This window comes from Pontibacter arcticus, assembly GCF_003284895.1.
Lineage (GTDB): Bacteria > Bacteroidota > Bacteroidia > Cytophagales > Hymenobacteraceae > Pontibacter > Pontibacter arcticus.
In genome coordinates this window covers 613,623-637,359 of record NZ_QMDV01000001.1, presented here as the reverse complement: position 1 = coordinate 637,359, position 23,737 = coordinate 613,623, and the positions used below count along the sequence as shown (strand labels likewise).

The 23,737-nt window shown below is 47.8% G+C and carries 18 protein-coding genes; 6 read left to right on the top strand and 12 right to left on the bottom strand.

The annotated features are described in order from the left end of the window. The first annotated feature begins 51 nt into the window (after positions 1-51). Complete coding sequence (locus tag DP923_RS02925; protein ID WP_112304181.1) at positions 52-1,107, top strand: DUF6268 family outer membrane beta-barrel protein; 1,056 nt, start codon at positions 52-54, stop codon at positions 1,105-1,107. A 92-nt stretch (positions 1,108-1,199) separates the two neighbouring features. Here the strand turns inward: DP923_RS02925 and ppk1 are convergent, their stop codons facing one another. From ppk1 to hflX, 3 genes are all read right to left on the bottom strand, one after another. After that, the gene (ppk1, locus tag DP923_RS02920; protein ID WP_112304179.1) at positions 1,200-3,296 is read right to left on the bottom strand and encodes a polyphosphate kinase 1; all 2,097 of its coding nucleotides are present in this window, start codon (positions 3,294-3,296) and stop codon (positions 1,200-1,202) included. A gap of 51 nt (positions 3,297-3,347) precedes the next feature. Further along, on the bottom strand, positions 3,348-3,842 hold the full coding sequence (locus tag DP923_RS02915) for a SixA phosphatase family protein (protein ID WP_112304177.1): 495 nt from the start codon (positions 3,840-3,842) through the stop codon (positions 3,348-3,350). Positions 3,843-3,964: 122 nt separating this feature from the next. Next, positions 3,965-5,158, bottom strand: coding sequence for a GTPase HflX (gene hflX / locus DP923_RS02910; protein WP_112304175.1), 1,194 nt, complete (start codon positions 5,156-5,158; stop codon positions 3,965-3,967). Positions 5,159-5,446: 288 nt separating this feature from the next. On the opposite strand from hflX, the gene DP923_RS02905 reads away from it, so the two are divergent. Both DP923_RS02905 and rfbC read left to right on the top strand, forming a co-directional pair. Next, positions 5,447-6,577 (top strand): glycosyltransferase family 4 protein, encoded by a 1,131-nt coding sequence (locus DP923_RS02905; protein ID WP_112304173.1) that lies wholly within the window; start codon positions 5,447-5,449, stop codon positions 6,575-6,577. Positions 6,578-6,593: 16 nt separating this feature from the next. Further along, on the top strand, positions 6,594-7,136 hold the full coding sequence (rfbC, locus tag DP923_RS02900; protein ID WP_112304171.1) for a dTDP-4-dehydrorhamnose 3,5-epimerase: 543 nt from the start codon (positions 6,594-6,596) through the stop codon (positions 7,134-7,136). Between the two features lie 250 nt (positions 7,137-7,386). Here the strand turns inward: rfbC and DP923_RS02895 are convergent, their stop codons facing one another. Continuing rightward, positions 7,387-8,673, bottom strand: a complete 1,287-nt coding sequence (locus DP923_RS02895) for a UDP-N-acetylmuramoyl-tripeptide--D-alanyl-D-alanine ligase (protein ID WP_112304784.1) — start codon at positions 8,671-8,673, stop codon at positions 7,387-7,389. 125 nt (positions 8,674-8,798) lie between these two features. Between DP923_RS02895 and DP923_RS02890 the strand changes: the two genes are divergently transcribed. Both DP923_RS02890 and DP923_RS02885 read left to right on the top strand, forming a co-directional pair. Next, the gene (locus DP923_RS02890; protein WP_112304169.1) at positions 8,799-11,063 is read left to right on the top strand and encodes a T9SS type A sorting domain-containing protein; all 2,265 of its coding nucleotides are present in this window, start codon (positions 8,799-8,801) and stop codon (positions 11,061-11,063) included. After that, complete coding sequence (locus DP923_RS02885; protein ID WP_112304167.1) at positions 11,064-11,465, top strand: hypothetical protein; 402 nt, start codon at positions 11,064-11,066, stop codon at positions 11,463-11,465. A gap of 304 nt (positions 11,466-11,769) precedes the next feature. On the opposite strand, the gene DP923_RS02880 is transcribed toward DP923_RS02885, so the two are convergent. The 8 genes from DP923_RS02880 to mfd all read right to left on the bottom strand — a co-directional run bounded on the left by DP923_RS02880 (position 11,770) and on the right by mfd (position 22,886). Next, complete coding sequence (locus DP923_RS02880; RefSeq protein WP_112304165.1) at positions 11,770-12,543, bottom strand: amidohydrolase; 774 nt, start codon at positions 12,541-12,543, stop codon at positions 11,770-11,772. Between the two features lie 75 nt (positions 12,544-12,618). Next, entirely contained in the window at positions 12,619-13,767 is a 1,149-nt protein-coding gene (locus DP923_RS02875; RefSeq protein WP_112304163.1) for a methionine aminotransferase, read from the bottom strand. A gap of 62 nt (positions 13,768-13,829) precedes the next feature. Beyond that, entirely contained in the window at positions 13,830-14,411 is a 582-nt protein-coding gene (locus DP923_RS02870; protein ID WP_112304161.1) for a uracil-DNA glycosylase family protein, read from the bottom strand. 109 nt (positions 14,412-14,520) lie between these two features. Beyond that, positions 14,521-14,949: a hypothetical protein gene (locus DP923_RS02865; protein ID WP_112304159.1), complete on the bottom strand. Its 429-nt coding sequence runs from the start codon at positions 14,947-14,949 to the stop codon at positions 14,521-14,523. A gap of 161 nt (positions 14,950-15,110) precedes the next feature. Then, positions 15,111-15,908 (bottom strand): hypothetical protein, encoded by a 798-nt coding sequence (locus tag DP923_RS02860; RefSeq protein ID WP_112304157.1) that lies wholly within the window; start codon positions 15,906-15,908, stop codon positions 15,111-15,113. Between the two features lie 154 nt (positions 15,909-16,062). Further along, on the bottom strand, positions 16,063-16,473 hold the full coding sequence (locus DP923_RS02855) for a response regulator (RefSeq protein WP_112304155.1): 411 nt from the start codon (positions 16,471-16,473) through the stop codon (positions 16,063-16,065). Between the two features lie 19 nt (positions 16,474-16,492). Next, a complete protein-coding gene (locus DP923_RS02850) occupies positions 16,493-19,171 on the bottom strand; it encodes a PAS domain-containing sensor histidine kinase (RefSeq protein ID WP_112304153.1) in 2,679 nt (892 codons plus the stop codon). 340 nt (positions 19,172-19,511) lie between these two features. Next, the gene (gene mfd, locus DP923_RS02840) at positions 19,512-22,886 is read right to left on the bottom strand and encodes a transcription-repair coupling factor (protein WP_112304149.1); all 3,375 of its coding nucleotides are present in this window, start codon (positions 22,884-22,886) and stop codon (positions 19,512-19,514) included. A gap of 204 nt (positions 22,887-23,090) precedes the next feature. Between mfd and DP923_RS02835 the strand changes: the two genes are divergently transcribed. Further along, the gene (locus DP923_RS02835) at positions 23,091-23,570 is read left to right on the top strand and encodes a hypothetical protein (protein WP_125047622.1); all 480 of its coding nucleotides are present in this window, start codon (positions 23,091-23,093) and stop codon (positions 23,568-23,570) included. Positions 23,571-23,737: the final 167 nt, after the last annotated feature.

The window sequence follows — 23,737 nt, the reverse complement described above, 5'->3', positions numbered from 1 at the left end:
AAGTATAAAATCATACTTTATACTTTTAAAATCAATTGTTTACTACATCACATGAATCTAAAAATATATTTACTCGGAGCGTTTTGTTTACTGGCTCCCTATGTTGCCAGTGCGCAGCAAACTGAAACAGAAGCTACAGAAACGGTTATAGATGAAGGCGAAATTGAATATGCCAGCCCGTCGGTATTAGGCACCGGCCGTGGCAAAGGCCTCGTGATCGGGTATGAGCGCTTGCCTCAGTTTGATATAGATTCCGAATCGGATAACCCGGCCGTAGGAAATGGCAACAGCCGTGTGCGGCGTTTCAACCAGTTTTTCCTGAAGGTGAATGCGCCCGTTGTAAACAAGCCTCGTACTAAGGTAGTAGTTGGGTTTGATTACGAGTTTGAAGAATATAACTTTGAAAACGTAAACTCCGGTTCTTACAGCCTCTACGAAAACCTGGAAGACAAGAACCTCAAAAGTATAGGGGCACAGGTTGTGTTCCTGCGGTCCTTAAACGAGAAGAACTTTTACCTGGTGCGCCTGAAAGGTGAGCTTAACGGTGACTATACCCGCGATAATATCAACACAACAGACTACCTCAGAACGACCATTGATGTAGGGTATGGCTGGAAAAAAAGCCCCTACTTTGCCTGGGGCGTTGGCTTCCAGATCGGGTATAACTTTGGCAGACGCAGTATATACCCGGCCATTATCTACAACAGAACCTACAACGATAAATGGGGGGTAGAGGCGATCTTCCCGGCAAACGTAAAGGTGCGCTACAATGTATCAGATAAAACGCTGCTATATGCCGGCTACCGCCTGGAAGGTGCCAGCTATAACCTGTCGGTGCAGGATGAGCCGCTCTCGCAGTTCGGGAATATAGAATTGCGCCGCACCGATGTTAAAGCACAACTGCGCCTGGAGCAGGAAATTTATGACTTTTTGTGGTTTGGCGTGGAAGGCGGCTTCCGGCAGAACTACCGCAATCGCGTGTTCGATGAAATAGGATCCCGGGACGAGCTGATCATCAATGATATAGCCGGGGCCGGCTACGTGAGCGTAGAACTGTTTATTGTGCCGCCGCGTGCCATGCTGGATAAAAGCCGAAAAAGAAGATAACATAGTATAAACTCCGGTTTATACTATACCCAAAGCAAAAAGGAGCCTGCTATACATTGCAGCAGGCTCCTTTTTTGTGCGTTATACTTTGATTATACTTCCTTCTGGTCTGCTGGCAGCATGGCTTTCAGGTAAGCATAGGTATCGTACTGCGATCTTACTTTTTCAGTGCCATCCGTAGCGTAGGTGTTATCAACGTGGCGGGCTTTGGTGGTATCGCTCAGCTGCAGATCTATGATGTGGCGGAGCTCTTTTATAAGTTCAGGCTGATAGATCGGGAAAGCTACTTCCACGCGGCGGTTCAGGTTGCGCGTCATCCAATCGGCGGAGGCAATGTAGTAGCGCTCGTCGCCGTTGTTATGGAAAATATAGACGCGGGCATGTTCCAGGTAACGGTCTACAATGCTGCGCACAGTTATGTTTTCGCTGATGCCTTCCACGCCCGGTTGCAGGCAACAGATACCACGTACCAGTAATTGTATTTTAACACCGGCCTGGCTGGCGCTGTACAGTTTCCGGATCATGCGTTCGTCCTGTAGTGCGTTCAGCTTCACGATCATACTGGCTGGCAGTCCTTGCTTCGCATTTTCTATTTCCTGGTCTATCAGGCTTTCAAACCCTTTGCGCATGTTAATAGGTGCCATCAGCAGGTGCTTGAATTTTTTATCGGTCTGATGATCAATAAAGAAATTAAACACCTGTTCCACATCTTTGGTAAGGCGCGGATCGGCTGTAAACAAAGCGTGGTCGGCGTAAATGGCAGAGGTGTCTTCGTTGTAATTGCCTGTACTTAAGTAGGCATAATTTACCAGTTTGCCTTCATCGCTGCGGGTGATCAACCCAAGTTTAGAGTGTACTTTCAGGTCGGGCGCACCGAGTATGACGTTAGCACCGGCCTTCTGCAGTTTGCCAGCCCAGTAAATGTTGGATTCTTCGTCGAAGCGCGCTTTCAGCTCTACAATTACGGTAACCAGTTTGCCGTTTTTAGCTGCTTTTATAAGGGCTTTGGCAATGGCTGAGTCTTCGGCGACACGGTACAAGGTTACACTAATGGCGCGTACTTTAGGGTCTTCGGCGGCTTCGCGGAACAGGCGCAGCACATACCCGAATGACTGGTAAGGGTAATGCACCAGCGCATCGCGGGTTTTAATGGCCTCAATTATACTTGGTTCCTGCTCCAGCCACGGGTGTGTTAAGGTTGGCTGCGGTTCATACTTCAGGCCGGGCAAGTTAAAATCCGGAAATCCGAAAAAATCGCGGAAGTTGTGGTATTTGCTGCCTTCCACCAGCTCGTCTTCCGAAATGCCGGTGTGTGCCATCATCGCATCCAGTAAATCCTGTGGCGTTTCAGGGTCGTAGAGGAGGCGGGCCGGGTAGCCACTTTCGCGTTTCTTCAGGCTTTTTTTAATCTTGGCCATCAAGTTATCCGATACATCTTCTTCAATGTCGAGTTCGGCATCACGGGATACTTTTACGGCGTGTGCATCAAACTTTTTATACTTCGGAAACAAGGCCGGCAGGCAAAACCGGATCACATCATCCACAAACATCACGTAGCGCTCTTCGCCTTCGGTGGGCAGTTTCACAAAGCGGCCGCCATGCTTTTTAGTCGGGATCTCGATCATACTATAGCCAACCGGTTTACATTCGTCTGTAACCGGCTCCAGCAGTTGCACGCCTAAGTACACGGTCTGGTCCTTCAGGAAGAGCGCGGTTTCGGTATCATCTAACACAATGGTCTGGAGCAATGGCTGCACCGTTTCGGCAAAGTATGCTTTTACCCATTCCTGCTGCGCGGGGCTCAGGTCGTTTTCGGTCAGCATATAGATGTGCTCTTTGCGCAGGTCGGCAAGTATACTTTCGCGGTACACAAGTCCAAACTCTTCCTGCTGCCTTTTTACTTCTGCTATCACCTGCCCGAATGTATCGGTCGGGTCATCGCCTAGCTTCTGGAGTGTTTTCTTTTTAAGGTTGATGAGGCGCTTGAGCGTGGCTACGCGTACTTTAAAATACTCATCGAGGTTAGAAGAGAAAATAGCCATAAACTTAATGCGCTCCAGCAACGGAACAGTCTTGTCTTTGGCTTCCTGCAGTACGCGGTAATTAAAAGCCAGCCAGCTAAGCTCACGGTTTATAAAAGGTGCCTGCTGTTGCTCAGAAGCAGTTGTATCGGTATGTTTTTGCATCATAAAATCGGGCAATAAAAAGGGTTAAAGTATACTTGCGGCGGGCAAATAAGCTTATTCGTAGTTTTTAGGGAAGTCGAAGAAAAGTAAGCGGGCATTGTCGCGGCTGATCTCGTACCAGCTGTCGCAGTTAAATTCCAGCGCAATAACGCCGGCGGTGGGCATAGCTGCCAAAGGCTCCGGCGAAAGCGAATTGGCAAACTCGGAAATGGTTTCGTTGTGGCCCACCAGCATTACCGTCTGTACTTCGGTAGCTACTTCCTGCACCACTTCCAGTAAGTCTTCTTTGGAGGCACCGTACACGCGCTCGCGCAACAAGATATCCTGTGGGTTAAAGCCTAGTTCTTTACTGATAAGGGTGGCTGTAGAAAGGGCGCGTACCGCGGTGCTGGATATAATAATTTCGGGGTTAACATCCCGTGAGGCCAGTTCCTGGCCCATGATAGCGGCATCGGTGCGGCCTCGTTTGTTAAGCGGCCTGTCGTGGTCACTTAGTTCGTTAAAGTCCCAGCTCGATTTGGCGTGTCTAAGAATGTATAGCGTCTTCATAGTATAAAATCACGAAAACAAGGGCCGGTTATCCAGCTCTTGATTTCGTGATTTTACTGATAGACTTCTAAAATAGTTGTGTAGCAGGCAGAAACAGCTTGCCGAATAGCGCTGATGCGCCTTTACACGTTGTTGGGGTAGCGTTCGTAATGCAGTTCTGCCACTCTTCTGAACAGCTCTTCGCGCAACTGGTCTATGTTCAGCTTATCGGTAGCCGAAATAAACAGGGCCGGCGCATGCTCTTTGGCCATATACGTAGCTTTCAGGTCATCCAGAGACGGACGTACTTGCTGTTCTTCGCCAAACTCCTGCAGCTCTTTTTCGCGCTGTTGCAGGTACTGGTCCATTTTGTTAAAGATAAGAAGTACCGGTTTATCGGAAGCATTGATATCGGTCAGCGTATTTTTTACTACTTCGATCTGGTCTTCAAAAGAAGGGTGCGAAATATCCACTACATGCAGCAGCAGATCGGCTTCCCGAATTTCATCCAGCGTAGATTTAAACGACTCGATCAGTTTGGTAGGCAGCTTCCGGATAAACCCAACCGTATCCGAAAGCAGGAACGGAATGTTGTCGATCACGATCTTGCGAACGGTTGCATCTACGGTTGCAAACAATTTGTTTTCGGCAAACACATCGGCTTTCGAAAGCAAATTCATGATCGTGGATTTACCTACGTTGGTATACCCCACCAGCGCCACGCGCACAATGCCGGCTCTTGATTTGCGCTGTTCAAAATTCTGCTTTTCGAACTTTTTCAGGCGCTCTTTCAGGAGCGATATTTTTTCGCGCACAATACGTCTGTCCGTTTCAATTTCGGTCTCACCAGGGCCCTTCATACCGATACCCCCTTTTTGTTTGGAAAGGTGGGTCCAGAGGTTAGTGAGGCGTGGGAGCAGATACTGGTACTGCGCCATTTCCACCTGCGTGTGTGCCTGCGCAGTTTTGGCGCGCATGGCAAAAATATCAAGTATCAGTAAGCTGCGGTCTACAATTTTAACCTGTAGTTCGCGCTCGATGTTACGTACTTGCGAGGGGCTCAGGTCATCATCAAAGATCACCATATCCACGCTGTGCTCCAGTACGTAGGCTTTTATTTCTTCCAGCTTGCCACTGCCTACAAAAGTTGCCCGGTCCGGCTTGTCGAGCTTCTGCACAAAACGGTGCAGGGTAGTAGCGCCCGCTGTTTCGGTCAGGAAAGTAAGTTCGTCGAGGTATTCTTTTGTCTGGGCATCTGTCTGCTTGTAGCTTGGTACGGCTACCAGCACCGCAGTTTCCTGTGGTTTAGCTGTTTCGTAGAATTGCTTTTTGGCCATTTAGTAATCTTTTAGCGTCGTTGTGTGGTCAGCTTTATACTTCTGAAAGCAGGAGTATAGCCGCGTTTATTTTTGGAGTACGTTTATACGTGTGTGCAGGCTAAAGTTGCGCTATATAAGTATACAGTTATACTTGTGATTTCCTTGTTCCGCGGAGCGCATTTGCCTGTATATATAACAGTAGCCGGCAAGTATAAACGGGGCAATTTACTTTAATTTTCTGATGGTACGGCAAAATGGCTAACTTGCGGCTTTTTATAGAGTATCAGATCTCTCTTTTGAGCACGTATGCGCATTGCCCTTGTTATTAACACCTCCTGGAACATTTACAATTTCCGGCTGAGCCTGATCAGGGCGCTGCTGGCCGAAGGGCATGAGGTAATAGCAGTGGCGCCGCAGGATGCGTATTCTGATAAACTGATTGAAGCCGGCTGTACGTTTGTACCCGTAGAGATGGACCGAAGTATAAATCCGCTCACCGATCTGCAACTTATCTGGCGGCTTTACCGCGCTTACAAACAGATTAAACCGGATGTGGTGCTGCAATATACTATCAAACCCAATATTTACGGGGCCATTGCAGCACACTGGGCAGGCATCCCAAGTATAAATAATGTATCCGGGCTGGGCACCGTTTTCATCACCAAAGATTATATTTCAGAGATAGCGCTTCGGCTGTATAAACTCGCTTTCCGGTATCCGGCTAAAGTCTTTTTCCAGAACCACGACGATAAGCAGCTTTTTTTGCAGCACAACCTCGTGCGCGAAAGTATAACCGCCGTGTTACCCGGCTCCGGAATCGATACCAGAAAGTTTGTGCCCGCACCTGTCTTTAAGCGAAACGAACAGTTTGTTTTCCTGATGGTGGCGCGTGTGTTGTATGATAAAGGCATCGTGGAATTTGTGCAGGCCAGTAAGTTGGTGCAGCAAAAATTCCCGCATGTGAAATGCCAGTTGCTGGGGCAGATAGATGAGCGCAGCCGTTCCGGTATAGCCCGCGAAAAACTGTACGAATGGCTGGCCACCGGCACCGTAGAATACCTGGGCACTACCGACGAAGTAGCCAGTATCATAACCCATGCCGATTGTGTGGTTTTGCCCTCTTACCGCGAAGGCACGCCGCGTACCTTATTAGAAGCCGCCGCTATGGGCAAACCCATTATCGCAACCGATGTGCCGGGCTGCCGCGAGGTGGTACAGCTAGGCGTAAACGGTTTTTTGTGCGAAGTACGTAACCCTACAGATCTGGCAACTAAGATGATGAAGCTACTCGAACTACCGGATAGTAAGCTGGAGGAGATGGGAATAAACAGCCGCGAACTGGCCGTTTCGCGTTTTGATGATACCTTTGTGATACAGCAATATTTCCGGGCGATAGAAGAAGTAACGGCAGCCGGCAAGTATAAAAAGAAAGTATAAAGTATAAATTACCACCATGGACCACAAACTTTTTGATATTGAAGGCTTGGTTGAGTTTACGCCACGCGTATTTGCCGACGACCGCGGTTATTTCCTGGAAACATTCAGCATGAAGTGGTTTGAGGCCGTTGGCATACAACCCAACTTCGTGCAGGACAACCAATCTGTTTCTAAAAAGGGTGTTTTGCGTGGTTTGCACTTCCAGAAACCGCCGTTCGCGCAGGGCAAACTGGTGCGCGTTGCAACCGGCAAAGCCTTAGATGTAGCCGTAGATATCCGTAAAAATTCGCCGACCTACGGGCAGCACGTAACCTGCCTGCTGGACTCGGAAAAGCAGAACGTATTTTACATACCCGAAGGCTTTGCGCACGGTTTTGTAGCGCTGGAAGAAGGAACCACTTTTCTGTACAAATGCACTAACTTTTACGCGTCTGCTACAGAAGGCGGCCTGCTTTGGAGCGACCCGGCTTTGAACATTGACTGGGGACTTACCGATCCGCTCGTATCGCCGAAAGATGAAATATTGCCGCTATTACAGGATTTCGATTCTCCGTTTTAAGGAGCGCAAAGTATAAAAACAGGAAAGCCGGCAAGTATAAATTGCCGGCTTTCCTGTTTTTATAGCTGAACTTATTTACAATTTACCCACCCCTAACCCCTCCGAGGATGGGAATTATACTTGCAGATTTTATAAATTTCAGCATCTCAAAAATGAGTAATTCATACTTCCGGGTTCCCCTCCTCGGAGGGGTTAGGGGTGGGTTATCAGCATGGAAGTATAGAAAGAAGCTTCAAATTAACAAGTTAACCTAAAACACTTCCACCAGCGTTTCCAGGCCCATGCCGCGCGAACCTTTGATCAGGATATAGCTCTCCGAAATCTTATTTTCCTGAAGCCATACTTGCAGCTCGGGTTTCGTTTCAAAGTATAAAAAGTCTTTGTTTACTTTCGCGCCATACTTCATATCCTTGCCGCAGAGCAGTACGTAGTCAAAATTCTGTTCAGCCACTACTTCGCCCAGCAGTTTATGTTCGGAAGCGCTCTCAGTTCCCATCTCAAACATATCGCCCAGTATCACCACTTTTTTGGGAGCAGCCATACTTCCGAAATTGCGAACGGCAGCGGCCATCGAAGTTGGGTTGGCATTGTAGGCATCCAGAATAATGGTGTTACTGCCTTTAGTAAGTACCTGCGAGCGGTTGTTGACCGGCGCATAACCGGCAATGGCCGCATTGGCTTTAGCTAACGGTACGCCAAAATATTTCCCGATGCAGGCAGCGGCGGCCATGTTTTCGTAATTATAGCTGCCTACCAGTTGTGTCTCTACTTTATTATTTTCTTCGTCGCGGTACACCACGTAAGGCGAAGCTTCCAGTAATTCGCTGTGGTAAAAATCGGAAGGGGCAGGGTAAGTAACTTTGCTTTCGATCAGGCGGCTCATGCGTACCAGATGCTCGTTTTTAGTATTGATGAATACCGTACCACCGGTTTTATGCAAATGCACATACAATTCACTTTTGCCACGAGCCACGCCTTCCAGGCTTCCAAAACCTTCCAGGTGCGCTTTCCCGATGTTTGTGATAAGGCCGTGAGTGGGTAGCGCAATTGTGCAAAGCAGTTCGATCTCGCCGATGTGGTTAGCGCCCATTTCGATGATCGCCATTTCGTGTTCCGGCTTGATGCGCAACAGCGTAAGCGGCACGCCGATGTGGTTGTTCAGGTTGCCCTGTGTGTAGAGCGTGTTAAATTTCTGGCTAAGCACAGCATAGATAAGCTCTTTGGTAGTAGTTTTGCCATTAGAACCCGTAATACCAATAACCGGAATAGCCAGTTGTTTGCGATGGTAACGCGCCAGTTCCTGCAAAGCCACTAACGTATCGTCTACAACAAATACATTATCCGCAGCCATACTTGGGTCATCTACTACAGCATACCTGGCACCTTTCTCTAAAGCGGTTTTGGCAAAGCCTGCGCCTTTAAAATTCGGTCCGTTCAGGGCAAAAAACATACTTTGGTCCTGGCTGGCGCGCGAGTCGGTGCTCACGTGGTGGCATTCCTTGAATTTCTGGTATAAAAGTTCGATGCTGTTCTGCATGAATTGCTTAATTTTATCGTATGCTGATGTGATAACCGGCCTGCTGATCGTTGTATAAAAAGTACGCAAACCGATGGCAATATACATGCAAAACCCGAAAGCCTGCACCGCAAAGTTCCCTTAAAATGATGAAAAGATATTTTCTGCTGCTTTTTATACTTTGCCTGCCTTTGCTGGGCCACACGCAGGTACAGTTCAAACTGAAGCCTGATGTGCCGGTTACAACCACTGCAAACCAACTGGCTTACCCGTGGAGCGGTGGCCTGAACACGCCGCAATTCTCTTCCATCGACCTGAACAAAGACGGGCAGCCAGACCTTTTTATTTTCGACAGAACAGCACGCAAAGTATACACCTGGCTGGCCGTGCAGCAAAACGGCACCTGGAAGTATAGCTACGCACCCGAGTATGAGGTTTTTTTCCCGGAGGAGCTAAATGCCTGGGTTTTGCTGCGCGATTATAACTGCGATGGCCTAGCCGATATTTTTACCAGTACCGCGCTTGGCATACGGGTATACAAACAGGAAACAGCCCCAGCCGGGCAGCTTAAATTTGCGCTGGCTGCTGATTTCTTATCTTATAAAAGCAGCAGCGGTAACAACATCAACATGCAACTCAACAGCTCCGATGTGCCCGCCATTACAGACATGGATGGCGATGGTGATTTGGATATTGTAATGGCTGAGTTTTCGGATGGCTACCGCCTGGAGCATTACCGCAACATGCAAACTGAGCAAAACCTGGGCTGCGGCGCTTTAACTTTTATCCAGCAGAGCAACTGGTGGGGTGGCATTACAGAGTGCGAAGGTTGCACAAACTTCAGGTTCGGAGAAGAATGCCGGGGCACAACACCGCATAGCGCAAGTATAACCCAGAAAGCTATTGCGGCACCGTTGCATACCGGCCATAGCGGCTCATCTATACTATTGCTGGATACGGACGGCGATGGCGACAAAGACCTAGTAATGGGCGGCCTGGAATGCGAGAACCTGGTTTTTATGCAGAACCGAGGCGACAAGGACAATGCGAAAATGACAGATTTTGAAGCCTTTTTTCCTAACGCAACCAAGCCTGCCAGTTTCCCAGTTTTCCCATCGGCGTACTACGAAGACGTTACTTTTGATGGCATCCCGGACCTGCTGGTTGCACCCACTTCTACCCATGATCTTAATAACATCAATTTCGAGCAATCGGTGTGGCTTTACAAGAATATCGGCACAGCTGATAAGCCTGTTTTTGAGTTTGTGCAGGATGATTTTCTGCAACAACTGATGCTCGACGAAAGCGAAGGTGCGTACCCCGCTTTTGCTGATCTGGATGGCGACGGCGATCTGGATATGCTGGTTGGGAACAATGTGTCGTTCCGGAATGGAATTTATACTTCATCTGTGAGCCACTACGAAAACACAGGCACGGGAACAGCGCCCGCTTTCAAACTCATCACGAAAGATTATCTCAATTTAAGTGCGAAAAACTGGCTGAATATACGCCCTGCGTTTGCTGATATGAACAGCGACGGCGCACAGGATTTTGTGGTTACCTACTTTCAGAAAGAAGGCAAAAGTGGCAGCCATTATACTTCCTACTACCCGAACGGCGCTGCTAAAAATGCACCCGTAAAGTATGAGCCTGGCTACCTGAAACCAACTGCCATTACGCACCCCGATGCAGCCGGAATTGCTTTTTTTGATGCTGACGGCGACGGCGACCTGGATTATGTGTTAGGCCGGAAAGCAGGCAGTCTGCAGCTATACCTGAATACAGGCAACAAAGTAAACCCGGTTTATACTTTGTCCGAAACTGATTTCGGGAAGCTGGAAACAACCTCCGCGCAAAGCAACCGCTACCCGGCTATAACCGACCTGGATGGGAACGAGCGCGCTGATTTACTGATCGTGGATGATACCGGCCAGTTGCAGGTATACCTGAACATCACCACCAACCTGACCGGTAAATTTACAGCACAAAACCAGCTGCTGGAAAATGCATTGTTTGATGCTCCGCAAGCCACCCGTTTCGGAAAAGGGCTAAGTATAACCGCAGCAGAACTGGGCGGAGCAGGGAAGCTGTACCTGACCATCGGAAGTATAAACGGTGGCATTTACCTGCTGGAACAAACCGCTGGTTTTAACGGGAGCCTGGGCACGGAGGCGCTGACGTTACAAGCTTTTCCGAACCCATTGCATACATCAAAAAATCAACAATTAACCGTACAGGCATCCGAGGAGGTAAGTATTAATATGTATGATGTAACCGGCAAAAAAGTATATGCCTCGCCAGCTATCAGCCGTACGCACAGACTGCCCACGCCAACCGGCAAAGGCCTGTACCTGATCCGGGGAACGACTGCTGCAGACAGGCAGGTTATTACCAAAGTGCTTATTTACTAGATGAAAGCCTTTTTATACATACAACTATCAGCCGGAAAAGACCTGCCTTACCAGCAACCCATACTGTCAGCGGTTAAAGAAGCCCTGCCCGATGTAACGGTTTTAGACATAGACCTCGACACAGATAAACTGACATTGCAGATGGCTACGCGGTTGCTGGAAGAAGCAACGCAGGCTGTTGTATGTATAAAAGGTGAGCAGGAGCAAGCCGGTTTCGGAAGTATACTTCCTTTGTTTGAAGCGTTGCTAACGCCGCATCAAAACCGGCTACTGCTTATACTTGGCCAACCCGCCCGGCTACTACGCATGCTACAGGCAAGGCCGCAGTTACTTGTTAAGCAGGTGCAGTCGGAGACAGAAATAGTGCAGCAAGCAGCAGTGTTTTTTGGAGAATTAGATTAAAATTTACTTCTGATCTTTAGAAATGCTTCGTGGCAAAAGTGCTTGTATGTTTTCAGTGCCGGGCCCAACCACCCCCGGCCCCTCCTTTTCTAAGGCGGGGAGTCTGCTTATAGTTTAGCAAAGTATAAGTTTTATAGTCACTGTTTCTATGCTTTTAAGTAAATAGAGAAACTTTAACTATACTTAATGAAGTAGTAACTCCCTCCCTTGCTTTTAGGGGAGGGTTGGGGAGGGGTAAAACTCCCCGCCTTAGAAAAGGAGGGGCCGGGGGTGGTTGGACTGCTGTTATTAAACAGCGTATACTTTAACTAAGCTCAAAAGCATCTGCATCTAGGTGCGCCGGAAACACTTCTCTGAACTCTGTCAGCTCTTTTTTGCTGAGTGTGATAGTATGGATGCCAGCCGCTTCGGAGGTTTCTAAAAGTTTGTGGCCTTTCGGGTGGATAATGGCTGAGTCGCCGGAATAAGCGTGGTTGTTGCCGTCTGTTCCGATGCGGTTTACACCTGCCACGTAAGCAATGTTTTCGATGGCGCGGGCCTGCAATAACGTACTCCAGGCCAGGCTGCGTGCTTTAGGCCAGTTGGCTACGTACAACAATAAATCGTAAGCATTACCCGAGTTTCGACTCCAGACCGGAAAGCGCAGATCGTAACATACCATCGGGCAAACTTTCCAGCCTTTCAGCTCAACCACTAATCGCTCCGAGCCGGCCCGGTATACTTCCTGCTCTCTCGCCATCCGGAAGAGGTGCCGTTTGTCATACTTGTCGTAGCTGCCATCCGGGCGTACCCATAGCAGGCGGTTATAAAAGTGGCCGTTTTCCTGCACAATTATACTTCCGGTTACTACAGCCTGGTAGGTTCCCGCTTGTTTCCGCATCCAGCTAAGGGTAGTTCCTGCTGTTTCTTCGGCTAATGCAGAAGCATTCATACTAAAGCCGGTCGTGAACATCTCCGGAAGTATGATCAGTTCTGTTTTGGGCGCTGCTTCCGCCAGTTTTTCGGCCAGCAGTTGGCGGTTAGCAGCGGCATCCTGCCAGTGCAGTTCGGTTTGTACAAGCGTTATGCGAAGGTCCACGTTGAGAATTAAGAATTACGAGTTAAGAATTACGAATTGACAAATGATTCTGATGATAATTCAGCAACCCAACCATTACAGCTTTTTTAATTGATCGGCGGCGGCTTTTAAGGTGTTTTCACTTTTGGCAAAGCAGAAACGCAGCAGCTTGTGGTCTGTTTTATCATGATAGAAAGCCGATACGGGTACTGCTGCCACGCCAATTTCATGTACCAGTTGCTTGGCGTATTCCAGGTCATACTTATCCGAGATACGGTCATACTTTGCCAGCTGGAAATAAGTGCCCGCCGACGGAATAATCTCCAAATTTGATCCTTTCAACTGTTCGCAAAAGTAGTCGCGTTTGGCCTGGTAAAAATCCGGAAGCGTGAGGTAGTGTTGCTGGTCATCCATAAAATCAGCGATGGCCAGCTGCAAAGGCGTAACCGAACAAAACGTCAGGAATTGGTGCATTTTGCGGAGCTCGGCCGTCAGTATTGGGGGCGCAATGGCATAGCCAATTTTCCAGCCGGTAGTATGGTAGGTTTTCCCGAAAGAGGAGATAACAAAGCTTCGCTCGCGCAGGCCGGGGTGTTGCAAGGCACTGTGGTGTTGCTGCCCGTCAAATACCATGTGCTCGTATACTTCGTCGCTTATTAGCAAAATATCTGTTCCGTCCAGTAAGTTGGCCAGCGTATCCATGTCCTGCTTCGTCATGACGGCGCCGGTTGGGTTGTGCGGCGTGTTGATGATGAGCAGACGCGTACGTGATGAAATCCGACTTTTAACCAGATCCCAGTCCACGCTAAAATCAGGTAGCGAAAGCGGAACATACACAGGCGTACCACCACTTAACCGGATAGCAGGCGCATACGAATCGTAGCAAGGCTCCAGCACAATCACTTCATCGCCGGGCGTAACTACGGCCATAATCGCTGCAAACAAAGCTTCCGTAGCACCGGACGTAACTGTTATTTCGGTATCCGGGTTAGGCAGGTAGCCATACAATAAATCTGTTTTCAGGCTGATCTTTTCGCGGAGTTTCAGTACGCCGGGCATGGGCGCATACTGGTTATGGCCTTCGTGCATGTATTTGGTAACGAGCTGCATCAGCGGTTCCGGGCAGTTAAAATCCGGGAAACCCTGCGAAAGGTTGATGGCTTGCTGCTCGTTGGCTAAACCCGACATCACGGCAAAAATACTGGTACCAACGTCAGGAAGTTTACTTTCAGGATATGTTTTCATCGTTTATGGCTACTGCTTGTATGCGAATGTAATAAGTTGTGTTGAGTTTATGCGTATTAAAATCAGGTAAAAAGTGGTTGTACGAGTTGCTGTAAAACTGGCACGGCATCCTGCTCGAACCACGCGTTGCGGCGCAACCAGAACATGTTGCGCGGCGATGGGTGCGGCAACGGCATATACGTTGGCAAATACTCCGGCCAGGCAGCAACCGTTTCTGTAAGGTTAGCTTTGGCAGCTGCTCCCAGAAAATGGTCCTGCGCATACTTCCCGATCAGTAAAGTAAGCTCGATGTTAGGTAACTGTGCCAGCAATAACTGGTGCCAATGCCGGGTGCATTCGGGGCGCGGTGGCAGGTCGCCGCTTTTGCCTTTGCCCGGGTAACAGAACCCCATCGGGATAATGGCTACTTTGCTTTCGTCGTAAAATTGTTCAGGGCTCAGGCCCAGCCAGGTACGGAGTTTTTTGCCGCTCTGGTCGTGCCACGGAATGCCGCTGGCGTGTACTTTGGTGCCGGGTGCCTGGCCTACAATTAAAAGCCGGGCAGAGGCTTGCGCGCGTAAAACAGGATTTGGGCCAAGTGGTAAATGTGCTTCGCAGATACGGCATGCTCTTACCTGTTCCAATAAACTTTCCAGTGCCTCCATCAAGTATAAATATAATAATAAAAGTATAGGCAAGCTTAGATAACAGCACAGCCTTCGCTACTTTGTTAAAGCAACGAAGGCTGTGAGATGTTTTATAAAGCAAATTTATTTAAATGCTCTGCTCGTTCCAATACTGGTCATCCATGTAAGGGCGGCGATGTTCGTTTCTTACTTTTGGTTGCCAGTTATGTTCGCGCCAGCGGTCTGGTGCCTGCTGCGAATTTGACTGGTGCTGGTATCTTTCCCAATCCGGCCTTCTGTAATTTGGGGCTCTGTTAAAGTTGCCTTGGTTCTGGTTATAATGCTCGTGTTCCTGTCTGTAATGTGGTGCGTTGTATTGTTGCTGATATTGTTCTTCTCTTCTGTATTGCCCTTCGTGCTGCATCTGGCGGTTCTGATGCAGGTTAAAAGGAGCGGGTTCTTCCCAGCGGCTGCCGGCATCATTGTAATGCTCTGGCCGGTTTTGCGAACGCTGCTGGTTGTGCTGCTCAGCATATCTGTGTTGCTGATGTTCGGAGTGATGTTCTGGGTAACGCATACGTTTATAGTTTGTTAAGTCGGAAGTATAGATAAGGTGCTTGTACTAAGTTTACGGTTTGTTAATCAGGATGTTGGCTGAGCCGGGCTAAAAACAGAACAGCCAGCTTTGGTAGCCGGCTGTTTCAGTTAAGAATGTAGGGAACAGGTTAAATCAAGTTTCTAACGTCTGCTCGGGTCGTTGTTCTGATAATAGCTGTCGTTTCCTGAGTCGGTTTCATCAGCCCAGCGCGGTCCGCTTTCGTAGCCTCTGTTAAAGTTGCGGCTGGTATTTTGTGGTACGTGGCGCTGGTTGTCGTAATAATCCTGGCGATTGTTTGTATTGTTTGTTCTGTAATCCGGATCATCGGAATGCCAAATATCGTTCCAGGTATCTTTTACGCGGTCCATAAAGCCGCGGCCGTCGCGGTTACGCTCATCTTCGTTATCTGCGGTATAGCGGCCTTCCTGGTACCAGTTATGAGAGCCACTGCCATACCTGAAATCGGTTTCCTTGTAACGGCTGCTGCTGCCCGGTCCTTCACGGTATAGGTTATTCCGTTGATCGCTCTGATCAGAAAAATTACCATGGCGCGAACCTCCGGCATTGGCACTGCCCTGGTTGTTTTGGTTGCTCTGGTAATTGCTGCTGCCGTAATTATCGCCATGATTTATATGGCTACGCTCGTTGCGGTACGGGCTGTTCTGGCTGGTGCCATAATGGTTGCTTTGGTTTTGCTGCTCGTACGAGGCCGGGCGGTTGTTATACCCGGATGGGTTCTGGCTTCTGCCTGGGTCTCTGTCCTGCGCACCTCTCGGGCTGGGGCCTGTATGGAAAAAATTGTTTTCGCCCCATTGCCTGGTTTCCGGTGCGCCTCTGTACCCGTAACGTTGCTGCTGATCTTGTTTATGGAGTTGCTGGCCTTTGCGTTGATTGTGTTCTCCGCGGTCTGTAAAGTTTCTATCTGTGTTGTCTGCCATAGCTTTGTTTTTTGAACGTGTGTAGGTTTGTATCTTTGCCTTAGCGGCCTTATTTCTACGCACATCGGGTAGCTATAGTTGGGCAGGGTGTAAATGCAACAGGCAGCTTCCGTATCAGAAACTGCCTGTTGTAAGAACTAAAATAAAGTATAAATCAGCTGAAATATTTCTGTACGATCTCGCGCACATCTGCATCAGCCAGTGGCTTTGCGTAGTGTTTCAGTACAGATGGGAACTGCTTTAATTTCTCGAGGTCGTAGAAGCTGGCCGAAGACGTAAGCATCAACAGTACAATGTTATCTTTCAGGTTGTTTTCGAGTTTTTCATACTCTTCCAAAAACTCGAAGCCATCCATTACCGACATTTTTATATCAACAAGTATCAGGTCGGGGCGCGGGAAATCCGGGGTTTGGCTAGCGGCGCTTCTTAAATACTGGAGCGCTTCTTCCCCATTCTTTACAACACGTATGGTGGCATCTGTCACGGCACGCGATAGTAAACGCTGGTTTAAATAATTAGTAGTATCGTCGTCGTCTATTAATAAAATCGTGTTGAGCTGTCTCATATAACTCCTGCTGTGTTTGCTATCTTAGTTGTTTAAAGTATAAATAAAAAGCAGTTCCTTTATTTAACGTGCTTTCTATAGTAATGTAGCCATCCTGGTTTGTCAGAAGTCTGTTTACTATATATAACCCCAGCCCTGAACCGGGCACATGGTTATGGAAACGCTTAAACATCTGGAACAGTTTGTTTTGGTGTTTGTTTATATCTATTCCTAAACCGTTATCCTGTATTTTCAGCTCAATATAGTCACCTTTTACTTTGGTAGTGATATTTATTTCAGGGTTACGGTCAGGTGATTTGTATTTTATGGCGTTACTGATCAAATTAAAAAGGATACTGGTAAGGCCGGACTTGGTAAAAGGAATAGCAGGTATTTCTGAAAAATCAGTTGTGATGACGGCGCGCGATTTTGTGATCATATCCTGTATGCTCAACATTACGTCGTCGGTTACCCTGGCCAGGTCTATCAGTTCCAGGGGTTGGTCTTTAGATTTCTGTACCCGTACCACTTCTGATAGATCCTGAATGGTGCTGTGGATCTGTTCCAGCGACCTGTTAAACATCTCAACTACTTTGGCAGTGGCAATGTCTTTAAACTCAGTGCGGCGCGTCAGTTCTCTGAACAGGCCGGCCATATTGGCAATAGGCGCTTTCAGATCATGAGAGGCAGCATATACAAAGCTATCCAGGTCTTTGTTTACACGCTCCAGTTCCATGTTTTTCTCCAACAGCTCTTCTTCTGCTTTCTTATGGTCCTCGATATCTGTAGTAGTGCCAAACCATTTAACGATAGTACCTGCTTCATCCCGGATAGGTACAGCGCGCGTCAGGAACCAGCGGTAATCACCTGTATTTATATTCTGGAAGCGGGTTTCTATGTAAAAGTGCTGGCCGGTGGCAATGCTTAGCTTCCAGGCTTTGATGGCGCGTGCACGATCATCAGGGTGAAGAGAAAGCAGCCAGCCTGAGCCAAGCGAAGCTTCCGCTGTCATTTTAGTGTAATCGTAGTAGCGCTTATTAAAGTAATCTATCTCACCGGCAGGTGTTGCACTCCAGATAATATGTGGGATAGACTCTGCCAGCATTTTAAACTTGCGGTTACTTTTTTCAAGGGCCAGCTGCGCCTGTTTCTGAGGTTCGATATCGATGCAAGAGCCAACCCATTTGATGATATGGCCGCCTTCATCATGTATAGGAACACTGTTAACCATAAACCAGCGATACTCCCCGTACTTAGACCGGAACCTGTTCTCGACAGTATACGCTTTGCCTGTTTTAAGTGATGTTTCCCATAAGGTCATCGACTCTTCTTTATCATCAGGATGAATAAAGTCTGCCCAACCTTTCATTTTGAGTTCATGCAAGTTGGCGCCGGTATACTCAGAGCTGCGGTTCGTGTAAAAATCGATGTTCCCTTCCGGGGTGGCGGTCCAGATCAGCAGCGGCAAAGAGTTTAATAAATCCCTGGTCCAGTTCAGGTTGTCCTGCACCTCCTGCTGATACCTTCTTTTTTCGGTTACATCGCGCAGTGCGCCCACCATCCGGATCGGTTTGCCGGAAGCATCCCGTAGTATATGCCCGATGTCTTTAACGAGCAGATAAGTACCATCTGCTTTCCGGAAACGGTATTCCTCCTGCCAGGCTGTATGTGTGCTCTTAATAACGTTGTTTAACGATTGCGTTACGCGATCCACATCATCCGGGTGTACGCGGCTCGACCAAAACGAGCTGTCAGGGATTATTTCATCTTTTCGGTAACCATATAAGGTTTCCATTCCTTCGTTCCACCAGATGGTATCATCCTGCAGGTTCATATCCCAGATTACGTCGCTGGTAGTTTTAGCAACATACTCAAAGCGCTGGTTGCTGATAGCAAGCTGCTGTTGCTGCTGCTGGTGTGTATCCGTATCCAGCGACGAGCCAATAAGGCGCAGCGGAACACCGGCTTTATCATACAGCACATAGCCATGCGAGAGGACATTGGTATAGTTGCCAGCTGCCTTTTTAAAACGGAAAGCTATCGAGAAAACCCGGTCTCTGGTTTTAAAGGTTTTACTGAAATATTGTTTTATAAACCCAAGGTCTGGCGGGTAAATATAGTTTACCCAGAAAGATATATCGGATGATAAAGCTGCTTCCTCATACCCGAAAGCAGTCCTGATAGATTCGCTCCACTTTAATTTGTTTTGCTTTAAATCTACTTCCCAAACGGTACCGCCCGATGCTTTGGAAAGCAGTTCGAGGTTGTGGTGGTTAACAATAAACTCCTGTTCCGACTTTACCTGCTCTGTTATGTTACGGGCTTCCTGAATTATAAAGGTAACAGTACCATCTGCTGCCAGTATCGGCGTATTTGTAATAGCCCAGTAGCGGCTTTCAACATCACCTTTTTCGCTTTGCGGAGACGGAATATTATACCGGATAGAGGGGATATGGTGCGCTGTCTTATGCTGGAGCACATGCTGCACAGAATCGAGCATGATTTTTATAGATGCCGTCTCGCCAGGCTGCGGGTTTTCCGGAAAAATATCCCCGATATATCTGCCCAGTATAGCGTCGCGTGTTTTACCTGCAGCCTGCAGGTAACTGTCGTTCGCAGCCAGAATATGCAGGTCAGGAGATAGGATCAGGTAGCTGGAAGGCAACGCCTGAAACAGGAGTTCGAACGCAGGTATGTGCAGCGGAATATTATGTTCCATGGATCAGAAGGAATGTTAACCCTTTCCGCCGTAAGTTATAAAATAAGCCTGAAATTCAGCTAGCTGTACACTGTTAAAACTAATGTATAAGTGTGAAACAGCTGAAAAATTTTGTGAACAGGAAACAGGCTGTGCGGGGCTTAACCAGTTTGCCAAGTATAAGCTGTATCTCGGTACGAGTAAAAAATACAGCACGAATCATCTGGTTGGCTTTTACCTGTACATGAGTAGCTTATGCTTTAAAAAGAACAGCCCTCATAACCTGCGCCGAAGCAAATTACGAGGGCTGTTTTTAGTTGTTCAGCCATGATGTTCTTTCTGAACAATTGTGAAGCAGACTTTATTTGGCCGCCATCAGTTGTAACACACCAAACGCCTCGAATACCTTTTTTGCATCGGCTACACTTCGGATATCTTCCACAATTACGATCAGTTTATCTTTAGCTTCTTTTAACCTCGATTTACGCGGGTGCTGCTGTACGTAAGAAAGTATGTGCCCGAATGTTTCTGATTGAAAGTATGGCTCGTTGTTTACAGCCGGCAGGTAACCTTTCAGGGTTTCCTTTTTGATGGTGAGTTTCTCGAATCCCAGCTGTTGCGCCTGCCAGCGTAGCTGCACGATCTCGATCAGTTTCTGAACTTCTTCCGGCAGCGGCCCGAAACGGTCTACCATATTAACACGCAGTTTTTCGAGGTCCTGCAGGTCTTTGGTGCTGTCGAGTTTACTGTATAGGTTTAAGCGCTCCGAAATGTTGCCAACATACCAGTCGGGTATCAGCACTTCCATATCCGTTTCGATGTTACAATCGCGTACCGGTTCTATAAATTGCTCCAGGTTATCACCCAGGAACAGGTCACGGAATTCGGTCTCTTTTAACTCTTTCACGGCATCATCCAGAATCTGGTGATACATCTCAAAACCTAAGTCTGTAATAAAGCCGCTTTGCTCACCGCCCAGTAAATTACCTGCTCCCCGGATATCCAGATCGCGCATCGCAATTTTAAAGCCTTCGCCCAGATCAGAGAATTCTTCGAGTGTACTTAAACGTTTACGCGCATCGCTTGGCAAGCCAGAAACCGGTGGTGTTAACAAATAACAATACGCTTTTTTGTTTGACCGGCCCACACGGCCACGCATCTGGTGCAGGTCCGATAAACCAAACATGTGTGCGCGGTTGATGATGATGGTGTTGGCATTCGGAATATCCAGACCAGACTCGATGATGTTGGTCGAAACCAGGACATCATACTCGCCTTCCACAAATTTCATCATGCGCTTTTCCAGCAGTTCGCCGTCCATCTGGCCATGCGCAAAAGTGATGCGCGCATCCGGCACCAGTTTCAGGATCATGTTCGCGATCTCGTCGATATCCTTCACGCGGTTGTGCACAAAAAACACCTGACCACCACGTTTCAGTTCTGCCGCTATCGCATCCCGTATCAGGATCTCATCAAACACATGCAGTTCCGTTTGTACCGGCTGGCGGTTGGGCGGCGGGGTGGCAATAACCGAAAGATCGCGGGCACCCATTAGCGAGAAGTGCAGCGTGCGCGGAATTGGCGTGGCCGTAAGCGTAAGCGTATCTACGTTCACGCGCATTTCCTTCAGCTTATCCTTGGTCTTTACACCAAATTTCTGTTCCTCGTCAATAATCAGCAGGCCCAGGTCTTTAAACTTAATGTCTTTACTTGCGATGCGGTGCGTACCAATCAGGATATCTACTTTACCTTCGGCTACACGCTTCAGGGTGTCTTTGGTGTCTTTGGCTGTTTTAAAACGGTTTACATAATCAACCGTAACCGGGAAATTTGACAAACGGTCTCGGAAGGTTTTGAAGTGCTGCATCGCCAATACAGTGGTAGGTACCAGCACAGCGACCTGCTTGCCGTCGCAGGCTGCTTTAAAGGCTGCCCGGATCGCAATCTCCGTTTTACCGAAGCCCACATCGCCACACACCAGGCGGTCCATGGGGTGCGGTTGCTCCATGTCGTTTTTAACATCTTCGGTGGCTTTTCCCTGGTCGGGGGTGTCCTCATAAATAAACGATGATTCGAGTTCGGCCTGTAAAAAGCCTTCTTTGGAATAAGCGTAACCCGGTGCCGCTTTGCGCTGCGCATAAAGTTTAATGAGTTCGGCAGCAATATCCTTTACCTTGCTCTTAACTTTCTTCTTCTTGTTTTCCCATTCCGGCGAGCCCAGTTTGCTCATACTTGGCGGACCGCCTTCTTTGCCGCTATACTTGCTTATCTTGTGCAGCGAGTGAATGCTGGTGTAAAGCAGATCATCGTCGCGGTATACTAACCGGATGGCTTCCTGCAAACGGCCTCCCACTTCTACTTTCTCGAGGCCAGCAAAGCGCCCGATGCCATAATCCACGTGCGTTACAAAATCGCCGGGCTGCAGCGAGCGCAGTTCTTTCAGCGTCATGGCCTTAGACTTGGAATGTCCTGTTTTGGCTTTGTGCTGGTAAAAGCGGTCGAATAACTGGTGGTCGGTGTAGCAGGTTATTTTTAAGGTGGAATCGATGAAACCTTCGCGCAACGAAATGCCCAGGTGCTGAAAACGTACGTCATGGTCCAGCTCATCAAAGATCATGGTGAGCCGGTTGATCTGGCGCGGCGAATCCGTGGCGATGATGTTCGTAAAACCGGCTCCCTGCTGCTCGTGCAGGTCTTTTACCAAGCGTGTAAAATCTTTGTTAAACGAAGGCTGCGGTTTGGATTGGAAGGGTACAACTTCGGCACTTTTAAAATGGAAGCGTTTGCCGATCTCTACTATATTAAAATTATCGAGTAGCTTTTTAAACTGTTTCTGCGTCTGGAAAAGCTGTTCCGGGTCCGACACAATCTGGGTGCCACCGCTGCCTGCCATCAGTTTCTCGAAAGCAAAAGAGGCCTTCTCAAAATATTCGTCGATTACATCCAGCGTCTGGCGCACGTCCTTAAACCAGAGCGTGGTGTTTTGCGGCAGAAAGTCCAGGAAAGCTTCGCGGGTTTCCTGGAGCAGTTTGGTTTGCACGTTGGGTATGATGGAGATGCTTTTCTTCGTCTCCACACTCAGCTGTGTATCCGGATCGAAAGAGCGTATACTTTCAATCTCGTCGCCGAAAAGCTCGATGCGGTAGGGCAGATCATTGGCGTAAGAGTACACATCCACAATACCACCACGCACAGCGTATTGTCCGGCTTCATACACAAATTCGGTGCGCTCGAAACCATACTCTGCCAGCATTTCGCTCAGGAAATTTACGTCCAGTTTTTCGCCTACTTTTGCGCCCAGTGTATTGGCCACCAACGATTTTTTATTGATAACTTTTTCGGTCAGTGCCTCAGGATAGGTTATAATCAGTTCGCCTTTGCCGGTTTTCTGATTCAGGCGGTTCAGCACTTCGGCGCGCATTAAAATGTTGGCATTCTCGGTATCATCGAAGCTATACGGGCGCTTGTACGATGTCGGGAAAAGTAATACTTCCTGGGTATCGCCGAGCAGGTTGCGGAGGTCGGTATAAAAGTAAGCAGCTTCCTCTTTGTCGTGCAATACAAAAAGCTGGTGCTGGTGGTTTATAGTATAAATAGCAGAAGCCAGCACGGCATCCAGGCTACCGGTAAGGCCCTTTAACTGCAGGCGGTACGGTGCGTCGGTTGCCAGGCGCTTGGCTATGGTTTGCACCACGCTATCGAGGCGGTACAGCTCTAAAAAATCAGATACTTTCATTCAGTTTTATTACAAAACAGCAAAGGCAGAACACAAGGCTTATCGTGTAGCCGTGTTCTGCTGTAAATCATTAACAAAGATACAGTTTTTAGAGAACTGTGAGGAGGGGTAGAAGGTTGCGGGCAGATATGAATTGAGATAAAACTTAGTGGTATAAAATTAATCGCATTAGAATATATTACGCTTAAATTGTGGGGCAATAAGATGATTGATTTGATCGATAAGAAGCTACATTATATAACTGAGAAACCATCATTAGCAATTAAGACATGTGCTAGTTTAATGCTGTTAGGAGGAATTTATGTTAGCTTTAGTATTCCTCTAGTAAGTATACTTTTTATTGTTTTGGGTTTACTACCATTTGTTATGTACAATTATGTTGATTTTAAACTATATGAAGGAGTTTATAGTGAAGGGTATTGTATTGCTGGTAAAACGTTTGGGCAAGAAAGGCCTTATCCTGGGGTAGAATTTCTCTTTCTTAAGAAAAACAGATCAACGCACATTACTCATGGTGAAGTTGCCAAAATCGTTTCACAGCATATCTTTTTTGATGGCTATATAAACCTTTGTGATGGGACAAAAATTTTAGTGGTTCAAAGGAGACAAAAATCACAAGCGTTAAAAGAATTAGGTAAGATTGCCCAAGACCTTAAAACGGAAGTTAAAGATTTAACTTTTTAAATTATTCGCCACGGCCTTCGTAGGGACAGGTCGCGACCTGTCCGAATCGTGCACCGACAGTCATTCCCCCAAATTTGTCTGAATCACGATTTACAGGATGAAAAGATACACAGGATGGGCTGTTGTAGTCTTAACCTTTGTTTCATCGATCAGCTTATCGCGCGGAC